Source organism: Vibrio limimangrovi (genome assembly GCF_054064025.1).
In genome coordinates, this window is sequence record NZ_JBSUGF010000001.1 from 186986 (window position 1) to 201987 (window position 15002).

General features: G+C 45.3%; 13 protein-coding genes. 6 read left to right on the forward strand and 7 right to left on the reverse strand.

Annotated elements, in window-relative coordinates; all coding sequences use genetic code 11:
- Positions 1–81 precede the first annotated feature (81 nt).
- From ACWYU8_RS00895 to ACWYU8_RS00910, 4 genes are all read right to left on the reverse strand, one after another.
- Positions 82–1122 carry a YcjF family protein gene (locus ACWYU8_RS00895; RefSeq protein ID WP_457516326.1) on the reverse strand — a complete coding sequence of 347 codons (1041 nt, stop codon included), beginning with the start codon at positions 1120–1122 and terminating at the stop codon, positions 82–84.
- Positions 1119–2495 (reverse strand): YcjX family protein, encoded by a 1377-nt coding sequence (locus tag ACWYU8_RS00900; protein ID WP_457516328.1) that lies wholly within the window; start codon positions 2493–2495, stop codon positions 1119–1121. Before ACWYU8_RS00900 ends, ACWYU8_RS00895 begins: the two co-directional genes overlap by 4 nt.
- Positions 2496–2674: 179 nt before the next feature.
- The gene (locus ACWYU8_RS00905) at positions 2675–2860 is read right to left on the reverse strand and encodes a hypothetical protein (RefSeq protein WP_457516330.1); all 186 of its coding nucleotides are present in this window, start codon (positions 2858–2860) and stop codon (positions 2675–2677) included.
- A 176-nt stretch (positions 2861–3036) separates the two neighbouring features.
- Complete coding sequence (locus tag ACWYU8_RS00910; protein WP_457516332.1) at positions 3037–4554, reverse strand: fumarate hydratase; 1518 nt, start codon at positions 4552–4554, stop codon at positions 3037–3039.
- Positions 4555–4843: 289 nt separating this feature from the next.
- Here ACWYU8_RS00910 and pabB point away from each other — a divergent pair, with 289 nt between their 5' ends.
- The 4 genes from pabB to ACWYU8_RS00930 all read left to right on the forward strand — a co-directional run bounded on the left by pabB (position 4844) and on the right by ACWYU8_RS00930 (position 10031).
- Positions 4844–6205 (forward strand): aminodeoxychorismate synthase component I, encoded by a 1362-nt coding sequence (gene pabB / locus ACWYU8_RS00915; RefSeq protein WP_457516334.1) that lies wholly within the window; start codon positions 4844–4846, stop codon positions 6203–6205.
- A gap of 184 nt (positions 6206–6389) precedes the next feature.
- Positions 6390–6989, forward strand: a complete 600-nt coding sequence (locus ACWYU8_RS00920; RefSeq protein WP_457516336.1) for a CoA pyrophosphatase — start codon at positions 6390–6392, stop codon at positions 6987–6989.
- 328 nt (positions 6990–7317) lie between these two features.
- Entirely contained in the window at positions 7318–8571 is a 1254-nt protein-coding gene (locus ACWYU8_RS00925; RefSeq protein WP_457516338.1) for an aromatic amino acid transport family protein, read from the forward strand.
- A 98-nt stretch (positions 8572–8669) separates the two neighbouring features.
- A complete protein-coding gene (locus tag ACWYU8_RS00930; RefSeq protein WP_444495133.1) occupies positions 8670–10031 on the forward strand; it encodes an L-serine ammonia-lyase in 1362 nt (453 codons plus the stop codon).
- A 134-nt stretch (positions 10032–10165) separates the two neighbouring features.
- Here ACWYU8_RS00930 and queD read toward each other — a convergent pair whose 3' ends face one another.
- A complete protein-coding gene (gene queD / locus ACWYU8_RS00935) occupies positions 10166–10528 on the reverse strand; it encodes a 6-carboxytetrahydropterin synthase QueD (RefSeq protein WP_014232353.1) in 363 nt (120 codons plus the stop codon).
- A gap of 524 nt (positions 10529–11052) precedes the next feature.
- On the opposite strand from queD, the gene asnS reads away from it, so the two are divergent.
- The gene (gene asnS, locus ACWYU8_RS00940; protein ID WP_457516341.1) at positions 11053–12453 is read left to right on the forward strand and encodes an asparagine--tRNA ligase; all 1401 of its coding nucleotides are present in this window, start codon (positions 11053–11055) and stop codon (positions 12451–12453) included.
- Between the two features lie 75 nt (positions 12454–12528).
- On the opposite strand, the gene ACWYU8_RS00945 is transcribed toward asnS, so the two are convergent.
- Positions 12529–12747, reverse strand: a complete 219-nt coding sequence (locus ACWYU8_RS00945; protein ID WP_457516343.1) for a hypothetical protein — start codon at positions 12745–12747, stop codon at positions 12529–12531.
- An 86-nt stretch (positions 12748–12833) separates the two neighbouring features.
- Positions 12834–14231 carry an aminotransferase-like domain-containing protein gene (locus ACWYU8_RS00950; RefSeq protein ID WP_457516344.1) on the reverse strand — a complete coding sequence of 466 codons (1398 nt, stop codon included), beginning with the start codon at positions 14229–14231 and terminating at the stop codon, positions 12834–12836.
- 174 nt (positions 14232–14405) lie between these two features.
- On the opposite strand from ACWYU8_RS00950, the gene ACWYU8_RS00955 reads away from it, so the two are divergent.
- Positions 14406–14666: a hypothetical protein gene (locus tag ACWYU8_RS00955; RefSeq protein WP_457516345.1), complete on the forward strand. Its 261-nt coding sequence runs from the start codon at positions 14406–14408 to the stop codon at positions 14664–14666.
- Positions 14667–15002: the final 336 nt, after the last annotated feature.

Below are 15002 nucleotides of genomic sequence, written 5' to 3' on the forward strand. Positions count from 1 at the left end.
AACTGTCAGGAAAAGTTGACAGTAGTTTCTATCAACCTTGTTATGGCGTCAAGCAATCCTATCTTTCAAAGGTGATATTAGTTACGGTTTCATCGTGATTGATGCAACTTTAGCCGCTACAGCTTTGCGAATCGTACCCAGTTTGACTTGACGATCAGGATACCAAGGTAATGGCCGCAGCAGAGCCATGGCTTTCAAGCCCAAACGCGCAGTAAGAATACCGACACCAAGCCCCTGCCCTGCTCGCGCTGAGATCTTGCCCGCAAGATCCATCGACATCAAATCCATACCCGCATCGATGGCTAATTCGCTGGCACCAGCAGCAGCCATGTTCACAAATACTGCTTTCAGTAATTTAAGCCTCGACGCATAGCCCAACTCGACACCATAGACTTTCGATAGGTTGTCGATCATTTTGAAATTACGCCACGCTACCAACATCATATCTGCAGCAGCAAGTGGGCTCACTGCTACCAATGCAGCACACTCGGTAGCATGCTGAGACACCACTTTTGTCGCGAGTCTGTCTTGCTGGCTAACCACCATCGAGTCGTACATATCGAGAATTTCAGCGTCGCTATGCGCTGGATTTACGCTGTTTTTCCAACGGTCAAAGCCCGGATTTTCAGCCAACACCCCACTTTGTTCGGCCACTTTTTCACAAAATGCCTTACCCTTACCAACGCTGTCACTGCTAACAAGCAACTCGCTTTCTTCCTGAATGCTGAAATGATTTCTTAGTTTACGCAGCTTCAATAACTCTTTACCAATCGCCCCCAAACCAAACGATGCGATTGTCGTGATAAAACCAGCCCAGCCTAAAGCCAGCCAATCGGATGTTTGTACTGCAGTAAAGATGGAATCCACAGCCTGCCAACCAACAAGACCAGAAAACGTTGCCAGCATACCGGTAGCTAACCATTTCCGGCCGGGTTTAGGTCGAATCACATGCTCAAGTTGTAGCTCCTGCTCCGTTTCTGGCTGCGCTTCTTGTACCGCAACGGGTACAAAGGTTTCTTTATCACTAAAGGCTTGTTGCGCTGTTAAATCCTTAAACTCCGTATCCTGTTCTTTCTCTAAAACCTTGTCGGAGAAAACTTGCTTTGGTTTAAATTCACTCATTTCAGCTTATCTCCGATCAGGTAATCCAGTGCTTTGTCTAAACGTATGTGTTTCATCGGCTCGTCACTGGCGGACGGCATCGGACGAAAAGAGGTAAAATCAAAACCATTGTTTTGCCAATACGCAGCATTAGGTAATTTCTTTGGTACCTCACCAGGGAACATCGTCATCGGCTCGCCATCAAGCGTTGTACCTTGCAGTGCAGGAACGGTTTTATCACCTGTGGCGATAAATCCCGGCGTTGTCGCCTGAATCGATGCGATGCTCATACAGCTCATCTCGATATTCTCATACGCGGCCGTTTGCCATGCGGGATGGACTATCTGCTGTAACAAAGAGACCAGATTCGAGTGTTGATCTGGCGTAACATGATCCGCTTTGGTTGCTGCAAAGAGTACTTTGTCGATTTTTGGCGAGAAAAGTCGCCGTAGAAAGCTGCTCCGTCCGTAACGGAAACTGTGCATGATTTGCTCTAACGCTTGACGCATATCGTAAAACGCCTCATCGCCAGCATTCAAAGGTTGTAAACAATCCACCAGCACGATTTGGCGGTCAAAGGTCGCAAAGTGATGTTTATAAAACGCCTTCACCACTTTTTGCTGATATTCACGAAAACGGGTTTCCAACATAGCTAAGTTACTGCCTTTAACCGGTTTAGCATCCGAGTCAATACGACAAGGGAAAAACTGCAGAACTGGCGCTCCGGCTAACTCACCCGGCAAAACAAATCGCCCCGGCTGTACCCAATGCAGACCTGACTCTTTACAAGCGTGAAGGTATTCTGTGTACGCGTGTGCAACACTTTCGAGCTTCTTTTCATTCACACTTTCGTTAAGGTCGAGGTTTTCCAGTTCTGTTAACCACGAATTTGCTAACTCACTGCGCTGGCCTTTTAGCGCATTAAACTGCGTTTGTGACCATGTCGCGAAATCCATATCCAACAAGGGTAAATCGAGCAGCCACTCGCCCGGATAGTCGATGATATCCACGTTTAGTACCGCGGTTTTGCTCAATAACTTTTTGGTGGTTTTGTTAGGCTTATACTTGAGTGCCAAACGAATTTCACTCACATCTCGCGTCGGTACTGGCCATGCTGGCGGCGTTGCATGAATTTGATTTATTGCTTCATCATAAGCGAAACGCGGAACCATCATATTCGATTGCGGTTCCCGCTTGGCTCCAATAAGACGTTTATCTCTGGCTGCAGACAGTAATGGCAAATTGTCGTGCGTCGCCGTATAAAGTAATTGATTTACCAGAGAAGTAATAAAAGCTGTTTTACCCGCTCGGGATAAGCCAGTAACGGCAATTCGGACATTAGAGTCCATGCCACGGTTGATAAAGTCATTCACTTCTTTTGTTATTCTTTTCATGCTTTTTATTTATCTCATTAGTAAACGACAAAGGTATGAGTCTAATTTTACATACATTAATAAAAGATGAACAAAGTACTCTCAGCAAAAAGCACTACTCAAAAACACAAAAGCCCCTGAGTACTCTCAGAGGCTTCGGGTGTGCTAACTATCAATTAAACGATTTGAGCCTAAACAGTCTAATCTTCTTCAATCAGTTTGTAGATAACAAATAGAGCAACCTCTAGAATTACCCCCAATACACACGTGATCGTGACGTATTTTTCATCAAAGATACTGATACCGTGAAGAATCAAGTCATAGCCAACAAAGCCACCTACCACAACAGCAAGAATAATTTGTAGAATTTGAATAAAACGAGGCATGCCGTCTCCCAATTATTATTGTTCGCATAACGTCTGTTGCTATGCCCAAAGGTTTATATACCCTAGTATATAGACAAAAAGTGCAGTTTTCGCTGCACTTTTGTCAATTGTTTGCTAGGTAAATCAGCACCTTGTCACATTCTCATGGCTGAGACGTTCTTAAAGTGCCGTTTATATTAAGCTTCCATCTCTTGAATTTTCACTTTCCAAGTGTCAGGACCAATCTGGTGAGCATTCACACCGTTAGAGTCTACCGCAACAGTCACTGGCATGTCTTCTACTTCAAATTCGTAGATCGCTTCCATACCCAGATCTTCAAACGCTACCACGCGCGCTTTTTTGATCGCTTTCGCTACAAGGTATGCTGCGCCGCCAACCGCCATTAGATAAACCGCTTTGTGCTTCTTGATAGACTCTACCGTCGCAGGACCACGTTCCGCTTTACCGATCATGCCCATAATGCCTGTTTCATCAAGCATCATATCCGTGAACTTATCCATACGGGTTGACGTTGTTGGACCAGCAGGACCAACGGCTTCATCACCCACCGCATCTACTGGGCCTACGTAGTAGATAAATTTACCTTTGAAATCGACGCCTTCAGGTAAACCCTCACCATTTTGCAACATAGTCTGGATGCGTTTGTGTGCTGCATCGCGACCAGTAAGAATCTTACCAGAAAGAAGAACTGTCTCGCCGGTCTTCCACTGCTCAACATCAGCTTGTGTCACTTCGTCTAAGTTAACGCGACGAGTATTCGCGCCCGCTTCCCAAGTGATATCTGGCCACTCTTCAAGCTTAGGCGGCGTTAAGTCTGCCGGACCTGAGCCATCTAAAGTGAAGTGTACGTGACGAGTCGCTGCACAGTTCGGGATCAGACATACTGGCTTAGACGCAGCGTGCGTTGGCGCTGTTTTGATCTTAACGTCGACGACTGTCGTCAGGCCGCCAAGACCTTGCGCACCAATACCAAGCTTGTTGACGCGATTGAAGATATCAAGGCGTAGCTCTTCTTCCGCATTTTGTGGACCACGGTCGATAAGATCTTGAATATCGATGTGTTCCATCAGCGATTCTTTTGCCAGTACCGCCGCTTTTTCAGCCGTACCGCCGATACCAATGCCAAGCATACCCGGTGGACACCAACCAGCACCCATTGTTGGTAGCGTTTTTTCTACCCATTCTGCAATATCGTCAGACGGATTTAGCATCACCATCTTAGTTTTGTTTTCACTACCGCCGCCCTTCGCAGCGATCTGAATTTCAACTTTGTCGCCCGGCACCATATTGATGTGTACTACCGCTGGCGTGTTGTCTTTGGTGTTAATACGTTTACCAGCGGGATCCATCAGAACCGAGGCACGCAATGGGTTATCTGGATTCGTGTAAGCTTGTCGAACGCCTTCATCTACCATTTGCTGAACGGTCATGTCCGTTGAGTCCCACTGAACACCCATGCCGATGTTGACAAAACAAGTCACTATACCTGTGTCCTGACAGATTGGGCGATGGCCTTCTGCTGACATACGGGAGTTAATTAAAATCTGCGCAATCGCGTCTTTCGCGGCTTGGCTCTGTTCGCGGTGGTAGGCTTTTTCAAGGGCTTGAACAAAGTCTAGCGGGTGGTAGTAAGAAATGTACTGTAGCGCATCAGCAACACTGCTGATGACATCCTGCTTGCGAATTACCGTCATTACATGCCTCGTTATAGTTATGCTTCCATTACTGGCTTGGCTTCAATCGTGTCTGTTGAGCTAATTGCTCTCTTGAGCTTCATTTTTTATAAACACATTTTATAAACCGATGTCGAATGGCTGATATCGACATACGAGTTACTGAAGTCGCCTTCTTGTATAGTAAAACTTCCTCAGGACCCTTTGTATAGAGGAAGTTTGGCTATACGGTGGAATATGATACTCTTGCTGCCCATGACATGCCATGCAGTGAACGATCTCTTTGTCACAAATTACACAAATGAACAACATGGATAATCAATTCATTGATTTTAAAGCGTTGGAATACGCACCAAACATAGCGCTTCGCCTTTTTTCTCGTATTCAGCACCAGCCATGGGCGATGTTGCTGCGCTCCGCATCTGAGACCCATATCGACAGCCGATTTGATATTCTAGTAGCGAATCCCGTAGCGACGATAGAAACTATTGCCGATAACACGCACATTAAAACGCCTTCAGACGATTATGTATCGAATGAGGACCCGTTTGCCCTGCTCGACCAATTGCAACAGCAATGGGTACCGAGTGTAAACCTCAGCTCAGAATGGGACTTACCGTTTGTTGGCGGCGCACTAGGTTACTTCAGCTACGATTTAGGTCGCCGAGTTGAAGCTATGCCGGAACTTGCCGAAAAAGATCTGCAGACAGCTGATATGGCTCTTGGGCTGTATGAGTGGGCATTGGTTGTGGACCACAAGCTCAAAACGGCCTGTATGGTTGGACAAAACATTGTGCAAGCCTGGGATTGGCTCGATAAACAAAACGCCGTAAAAGATGCTGAATTTAGTTTGACTGGCGCTTGGCAATCGAACATGACTGAGCAATCTTACGGTACTCGCTTTAATAGCGTGCAAGAGTACCTCCTAAGCGGTGACTGTTATCAAATCAACTTAGCGCAACGCTTTAATGCGCCATACACTGGCAGTGAATGGCAAGCCTACCTGAAGCTCGAATCCGCCAACCAAGCGCCGTTTTCTGCGTTTATTCGCATGCCTGAGTCTTCGATTTTAAGCATCTCACCAGAGCGTTTTCTGGAACTGAAAGATCGCGTCATCGAGACCAAACCGATTAAAGGCACACGTCAACGAAGCCTCGATGCGGAGCAAGATCTAGCGAACGCACATGATTTGCAGACCGCAGAGAAAGATCAGGCTGAAAACCTGATGATTGTAGACCTGCTTCGTAATGACATTGGCCGTGTCGCATCACCGGGGAGCGTTCATGTTCCAAAGCTGTTCGATATTGAAAGCTTTCCAGCAGTTCATCATTTGGTGAGTACGATTCGAGCGGATTTGGACGAACAATACTCCCCAGCGGATTTATTGCGTGCGTGCTTCCCTGGTGGTTCAATCACTGGCGCACCAAAAGTGCGTGCCATGCAGATCATTGAAGAGTTAGAACCACACCGACGCAGTGCTTACTGCGGCAGCATTGGTTATATTTCTCGTCATGGCCGTATGGATACCAGTATCACCATTCGAACTCTGGTCGCAGAGAAAGGCAGCCTCTATGCTTGGGCTGGTGGTGGTGTCGTCGCAGACAGTGAATGCGAGGCCGAGTATCAGGAGACTCTAGATAAGCTGTCGAAAATTCTACCGGCACTACAGTAACGACATCGGTACTCTTCAAACCATATCTCAACGCCTCCGCATTTGGGGGCGTTTTTGCATTAGCGTTCTTACCCTAACGTCTGATTTACTCCCGGTGACTATCGGTATAATCTCAAAGAGACGTTTAGCGAGATGGCTGAGCGTCTCTATAATTATCAATAGGTGTTAGACAAAAGGACGCAATTTGGTCATCGACAAAACGAAGTTACTGCAAAACTTTCAGCTGCAGCTACCTACTGGTTATCACAAAGAGTCACTCGCCCGCTTGAATTTTTTAAAAGGAAAGCCTTTGCGTGACGCTGCGGTATTGATAGGTTTTGTCGAACGCCCACAAGGACTACAGGTTATTTTGACTAAAAGAGCGGAGCACTTACGCCATCATCCGGGGCAGATCAGCTTCCCCGGCGGCAAATTTGAACCTGAAGACATACATTTGGTGAACACCGCGCTTCGGGAAACTAAAGAAGAAGTTGGCATCGAAAAACAATACATCCACGTATTCGGTCAATTACCCAAGTTGCCTACGATTAGCCGTTTTAATGTCACCCCTTTTCTGGCTTTTGTGTCCCCGGATTACAAAACTCAAATTGATCCCAATGAAGTAGAGTATGTCTTCGAAGTTCCGGCCAATCATATTTTGAATCCGGATAAACTCTACAGTACCAAGTTCGAACTTAAGCAGACCAGTCATCGTGTGTTCGCTATACCATACCGCCAGCATTTCATTTGGGGCATGACCGCTCAAATCATTGAGTCGATGCAAAAGCACATCATTTCTAAATGACACTCTACCCGTTATATCTCATCAGCTTGGGGCCATGCTCACTACAACACTTTTTAGCCAGTCATTCACACTAAGTTAACTTATTATTTTCAATTCAAGCAATTGCCCTGATAAAAATATACACAAACACGCCAATAGATTAGATTTTCTAATTCTACACATTAGCAATAATCACTAGTAGCACGTCGTTTTCGTGATAAAAAACAGGTTTTTGACATATTGTTCAATAAGCTCAAGCAATACATGACCTAGATCTAATTTTCTCAATGCAAAATTTTGCAAAATTGCACCCGACTTATTTCCTGTTCCCAAAATGAGTAAACAAAAAATGAATTCAGTTAATTCAGCGGTGTCTACCGCACAATCGTCTAGTAAGTTTTCTTACAAAGACTTCACCTGGTGTCTGTCTCTGTTCGGTACAGCAGTAGGTGCAGGTGTTCTATTCCTTCCGATTAAAGCGGGTGCGGGTGGTTTTTGGCCATTAGTAATCCTAGCCCTAATTGCAGCACCAATGACTTGGTTCGCACACAAATCTCTGGCTCGCTTCGTTCTTTCAGCGAAGAACCCAGAAGCTGACATCACTGACACAGTAGAAGAGCACTTCGGTAAAACTGGCGCTAACCTTATTACTTTCGCTTACTTTTTCGCTATTTACCCTATCGTACTTATCTACGGTGTCGGCATTACAAACACGGTTGACTCATTCTTAGTGAACCAAATGGGTATGGAATCCATTCCTCGCTGGCTACTGTCTGGTGCTCTTATTGCAGCAATGACAGCTGGCGTGGTATTTGGTAAAGAGCTAATGCTGAAAGCAACTTCAGCAATGGTCTACCCTCTGGTATTCATCCTGCTAGCGCTGTCTTTCTACCTAATTCCTGAATGGAATACGTCAATGATGGAAGTCGCTCCAAACTGGGGTGAAATGCCGACTATCGTTTGGTTAGCAATTCCAATCATCGTATTCTCATTCAACCACAGCCCTATCATTTCTCAGTTCTCTAAAGAACAACGTCGCGTGTACGGTGAAAATGCAGTGAAGAAGACTGACGCTATCACTGGCGGCGCAGCAATGATGCTAATGGGCTTCGTTATGTTCTTCGTGTTCTCTGTAGTGCTTTCTCTGTCTCCAGAGCAACTAGCAACAGCACAAGCACAAAACATCTCAGTGCTTTCTTACCTTGCGAACGTTCACGCGTCTCCACTTATTTCTTACTTAGGTCCACTGGTTGCGTTTGCAGCGATCACTTCTAGCTACTTCGGTCACTTCCTTGGTGCGCATGAAGGTCTTGTAGGTTTGGTCAAGTCTCGTTCTAACAGTAGCGTAAGCAAAATTGAAAAGACGTCTCTAATCTTCATCGTAGTAACCACTTGGATCGTTGCTATTGTTAACCCAAGCATCTTGGGCATGATTGAAACAATGGGTGCCCCAATGATCGCGGCAATCCTATTCCTGATGCCAGTTTTCGCAATGCAAAAAGTGCCAGCAATGGCGAAGTACAAAACTTCAGCACCTGTGCAAATTTTCACAGCAATCTGTGGTCTTGCTGCAATTAGTTCTGTAATCTACGGCGCTCTTTAATCACAGCTGAAAATCCGGCGTGATTAATTCAAAAATATAACGATAAAAATTAAGCCTCCCAGTACCCACTCGGGAGGCTTTCTTCTGAGGTAATCGATATGATTAGTGTTTTTGATATCTATAAAATCGGTGTTGGTCCTTCAAGCTCACACACTGTAGGCCCAATGAAAGCGGGTAAAGAATTTATTGATGATCTTCGCGCAATGGGAAAATTACGCGACATCACTAAAATCACCGTTGACGTTTATGGATCACTATCACTGACAGGGAAAGGTCACCACACGGATATTGCTATCATCATGGGTCTTGCAGGCAACACCCCAGAGAAAGTAGATATCGATTCTATTCCGGGCTTTATTGCTCGCGTAGAAGAAACTGAACGTCTTCCTGTTGGCATGCACTGTCATACAGTATCATTCCCCCGTGAAGGTGGGATGAACTTCCACAAGACTAACCTTGAACTTCACGAGAACGGTATGCAAATCCACGCTTGGATTGACGATGAAAAAGCATACTCAAAAACTTACTACTCTATTGGTGGTGGTTTTATCGTTGATGAAGAAAACTTCGGTAAAGAAATAGAGAACCCAATTAAGGTTCCTTACGAATTCATCTCAGCTGAAGAGCTTGTTAATCAATGCCGTGACAGTGGACTTTCTGTTAGCGCGTTGGTAATGAAGAACGAGAAAGCACTTCACTCTGACGAGGAAACTCGTACCTACTTTGCGAACATTTGGCGCACCATGCGTGAGTGTATGGATCGCGGCATGAATGAAGAAGGAATTCTACCGGGTCCATTGCGTGTGCCTCGTCGTGCAGCGGCACTTCGTCAGCAGCTGCTTACTTCAGAGAAAACCACCAACGACCCTATGTCTGTGGTTGACTGGGTAAACATGTTTGCTTTTGCAGTGAACGAAGAAAACGCTGCAGGTGGCCGTGTAGTTACAGCACCAACAAACGGTGCGTGTGGCATCATCCCTGCAGTACTGGCTTACTACGACAAGTTTATTCAAACCGTTACAGAGAAAGACTACATCCGTTACTTCGCAGCTTCTGGTGCAATCGGTGGTCTTTACAAACGCAACGCGTCTATCTCTGGCGCTGAAGTTGGCTGTCAGGGCGAAGTTGGTGTGGCGTGTTCGATGGCAGCCGCGGGTCTTGCAGAGCTGATGGGTGGTAGCCCTGAACAAGTTTGTATGGCGGCGGAAATAGCAATGGAACATAACCTTGGTCTGACATGTGACCCTGTTGCAGGTCAGGTACAGGTTCCATGTATTGAGCGTAATGGTATCGCAGCAGTGAAAGCGATCAACTCAACTCGTATGGCGCTGCGCCGTTCGTCAGCTCCTACTGTATCCTTGGATAAGGTTATCGAAACCATGCTGGAGACAGGTAAGGACATGAACGCGAAATACCGCGAAACTTCTCAAGGTGGTCTGGCAGTAAAAGTTATCTGCTAATCCCGATTCTAAGTCCTATCAAGCCTGAGCTATCTGCTCAGGCTTTTTTGTATTTGCGTATTCTGTGTCTTTGATAGGTCAGATACAACAAAAGCAAGCACTAGGCTTGCCTTTGTTCTCAACACTTGTCGCGATTACTCGCCTTTGTAGATACAACCTGCTGTGCAAGTCTCTTTGATCTCTACTTTGCTTAGTAGCGGAAGGCTTGGTTTCAGTTGCTGCCAAATCCATTTCGCTAGCACTTCGCTGGTTGGGTTCTCAAGACCTTCAATATCGTTTAGGTAGTAATGATCTAAACGATCGTAAATTGGTTTGAAAGCCGCTTTGATTTCTGCAAAGTCCACAACCCAACCCGTATGCGGGTCTACTTCACCTTCGACATAAAGACGAACAAGGAAAGAGTGTCCGTGCAAACGACCACACTTATGCCCTTCCGGTACGTGTGGCAAGTGGTGTGCTGCTTCGAACATAAACTCTTTGTACAATTCTGTTTTCATCTTGATTCTCAGGCTTTAAAAAAGACGCGATATACTAAGGAAATCACTGCCAAGAGACAAGCATTAGTCGGCTATTGAGCTATATTTTCAGGTTGTTTACTTCACCCTAGACTCTCAGAATGACAAATTTTTCTCACACACCAGTTTTTTAACTACATAGTCTCACATCACAATTACATATCCACAACAGACATGCTCCCCTCGCATGCAGAGAAGCGTTCTCAGTCAACTTCCCCTAAACGGAATAGCAGAGTTAGCTTAGCATCGTTTTCAAAGCGTTTAGATCATTTACCTAGCCAATTCTCTCTTTAAGAACCTTAAAGGAAGGCAAAATAATCCTTTTCTGACCTTCAAAGTGAATATAAAGGTTGAAGCTGACGAATTGACAGGTAATATGTCTCGTTGAATCTGTAAAATTCTACTCAACTCAGCGCTTTGCTTGTTTTTTAAACAATAACATTATGAAACAAGGACTTTTAAGAGTGTTGAGTTGAATTTTTACCTCTATGGAGAATATTGAAAACATGACTTACGCGCCTGTATCAGACGTTTTGAAAGGTCAGCTAGCAGTAGACAGTGAAGTTACTGTTCGTGGCTGGATCCGTTCACGTCGTGATTCCAAAGCTGGAATCTCTTTCCTTGCCATTTACGACGGCTCTTGTTTCGACCCGATTCAGGCCGTGGTCCCTAATAATCTTAATAATTACGACAACGAAGTATTAAAGCTAACAACTGGCTGCTCTGTTGAAGTAACGGGTAAGATTGTTGAGTCTCCTGCTTCTGGCCAAGATTTCGAGCTAGCAGCGACTAACGTTAAAGTTGTAGGCTGGGTTGAAGATGCTGAAACTTACCCAATGGCAAAAACTCGTCACTCAATCGAGTTCCTACGTGAAGTCGCACACCTTCGTCCACGCACTAACGTGATCGGCGCTGTAGCTCGTGTACGTAACTGCCTGTCTCAAGCAATTCACCGCTTCTACCATGAGCAAGGCTACTTCTGGGTATCTGCTCCGCTAATCACAGCTTCTGACGCAGAAGGTGCTGGTGAGATGTTCCGTGTTTCTACGCTAGACATGGAAAACCTACCTCGTACAGACGCTGGTAAAGTAGACTACAACGAAGACTTCTTCGGTAAAGAGACATTCCTGACGGTATCTGGCCAGCTAAACGCAGAAGCTTACGCTTGTGCAATCAGCAAAGTTTACACGTTCGGCCCTACTTTCCGTGCTGAAAACTCAAACACAAGCCGCCACCTGGCTGAATTCTGGATGGTTGAGCCTGAAGTTGCGTTTGCAGAGCTAGACGACGTAGCAAAACTTGCTGAAGACATGCTGAAATACGTGTTCAAAGCAGTACTTGAAGAGCGTCGTGATGACCTTGAGTTCTTCGCACAACGTATCGACAAAGAAGCGATCACTCGTCTAGAGCAATTCGTTTCTTCAGACTTCGCACAAGTAGACTACACTGACGCGATCCAAATCCTTCTGGATTCTGGCCGTGAGTTCGAATTCCCAGTTGAATGGGGTATCGACATGTCTTCTGAGCACGAGCGTTACCTGGCAGAAGAGCACTTCAAAGCGCCAGTTATCGTGAAGAACTACCCGAAAGACATCAAAGCGTTCTACATGCGTATGAACGACGATGGTAAAACTGTAGCGGCAATGGACGTACTAGCACCAGGCATTGGCGAAATCATCGGTGGTTCTCAACGTGAAGAGCGTCTGGACATTCTGGATTCACGTATGCGTGAAATGGGTATCGACCCTGAGCACATGAACTGGTACCGCGATCTACGTCGTTACGGTACAGTACCACACGCAGGCTTCGGTCTGGGCTTTGAGCGTCTGGTTTCTTACGTAACAGGTATGGGCAACGTTCGTGACGTGATCCCATTCCCACGTACTCCTCGCTCAGCGAACTTCTAATCACTTTTTGCTGATACAGAATTGAAAAAGACCTCCCAAGTGGAGGTCTTTCATTTTGTCTAACAGCCATACTCGTTATGTTTTAGTTTCTTCTTGATCAGCTTTCACCGCGTATCTCACACCCACAAAACACAGTCCAAAGATAACGAACGGAATGACCGCTGCTGTGTATTCCACCCAAGCGAAGTGAGCAAAAGATTTCGCTAAAATTAGATGAGCAAACACGAGTAATGAAGCACTAAAGATCGCCACAATAATCAGCGTTAATTCATGTTTCACCAACTGCTTTTTCATTATCACTCCTAACTAAGAGGTTGTTTTCTCTTTGATTAAACCACGTTCGAAGTGAAATGAACTGATACAGTTAATGTGATAAATGCCTAAACAGTTGTTAGTAACTCGCCTATTTTCTTGATAGCACTTTCTAATGCTCCATCGACAGACATTGAGGTATTCAGCCGCAGGTAATTTTCATACTTGGTATCGCTTGAAAACAACTTCCCATATGCCACGGTTATCTGTTGTTGCAACAAAGTATGATAAATCGCCTTGCTGTTAGCGCCACTTGGTAACTTGACCCATACAAAGTAACCGCCTTCAGGTACGTTATAAGTCACGTTCTGGGGAAAGTAACGCTGGATAAGTTCAATGAACAAACTTTGGCGCTGTTGCATTATTTTACGCAACTTTCTCAAGTGATTGTCGTAGCTGTCATTTTGCAGATAATGTGCGATACCTTGCTGAATCGGTGCACTACCCGACAAAGTAGAGGTAAGTTGTAGCTTTTGAATCGGTTCGTTAAAGCGATGGTTCACCACCCATCCTAGCCGATACCCCGGACAGAGACTCTTAGATAGTGAGGAGCAGTGAAGCACTCGCCCTTGCGTGTCAAAAGTTTTAAGAGAAGTTGGTTTGCTCGCTGTGAAATACAACTCAGAATAGACGTCATCTTCAATTAGATAGACATCATGTTGTTCCGCCATCCGGACGATTCGCTCTTTTTGTTCGTCAGAAAGCAACGCTCCTGTTGGGTTCTGAAAATTAACCATCAACCAACAAGCGCGAACGTTGTGTTTTGCAAATATTGCTTCAAGCCCTTCAAGATCGTGCCCGTTTTGACTGTCTACAGAAACCTCGATTGCTTTCAGACCAAGACGTTCTATCGCTTGAAGCGCGCCATAAAAAGCCGGTGACTCAACGACAACCGTATCACCAGGCTGAGTGACCGCCTGTAAACTCAGATTCAACGCCTCTAGCGCGCCAGAGGTGATCACAATATCTTCGTGCGTAGTCGATATGCCTTGCTGTATGTACCGTTGCGCGAGCAAACGACGCAATGACTCACTCCCCGGAGGCATGTTATCAAGCAAGCTTTCTGGTCCCATTTTGCGGCCTGAGCTGGCAAGGTTACGGTTTAAGGCTTCGAAAGGAAATAACGTGGCGTCGGGAAAAGCCGAACCTAGACGCACTGCATCGGGCAATCCTTGATGTTTAAGGTAATCATACAGCTCATCATTGAAGCTAGAGCGATAAGCAGGCACGACTTCATTACTTGCCTCAAAACGCTCTAATTCAGCCGTAACATAATAACCAGATTGAGGTTTAGCACTTATCCAGCCCTGAGCTTCCAGTAACTGATAAGCCTGTAATACCGTCCCCGCACTCACTGAATGATTACGGCTGGTCACACGCACAGATGGCAGTTTCTCCCCTGCTCTCCATGTATTCTGCTGAATCTGCGTTTTAAACAGTTCAGCTAATTGACGGTATCGATTCATCTGTCTCTCACTCTAATCTCGAGTCGACGTTAGCATACTTTAAGCCGACATTCTGGTCGCGTGTCTGTTGTTCTTGCAAGGTAATTTATCAAACTTGGTCATACGAATTCTCGATCCGAAATGGAGAATTATGTTCCATACTTTCAAAGGAATGACAATTTTTTGGAGGAAGTTATGAAAGTGTTTACCATGGATGACCTCTCATACCGAGGTGCCCATAAAGGTGTCCATAGCTGGGATCACCCTGGGGCGGCTGATCCTTATTATTGGCACCCTGACTGGCTACATATTGCTGAAGACGCTATGGGTATGCACAAAATGGCGGATCTTGTTGTACCACTAGGTGAAGAAGCAACCGAAGAACATGCCAAAGAGGCAATTATCAGACACCTAAACGAGGAAAGCGCTAGCAAAGATGAAAAACAAAACGACTAGGCGCACGCATCGGTAATATTTTGTGCATCGTCATTAGTTATCTGGCAAATTACCCGCCTCTCCTTTATTTGCTCAGTCAGTTTGAAAAATGATGATGCACTCCTCAATGTTTGTATCCCTGAGAAGAAACCACGCGCATTTTACTGTGGTCGAGATTTGGTCAAATTACATCTTGATAACGCAATTCTGCTTCATATCGATGTTCGGGATACTGAAAAACAAGCATCAATTTCGATTTCTAGCCAAATAGAGCTAAACCCGACATAAATGTGTAATCGTCTTATTTAACGATGAAGTAACAATTAGGGTTTTAAAGCACTTTTATTGATTAATTTA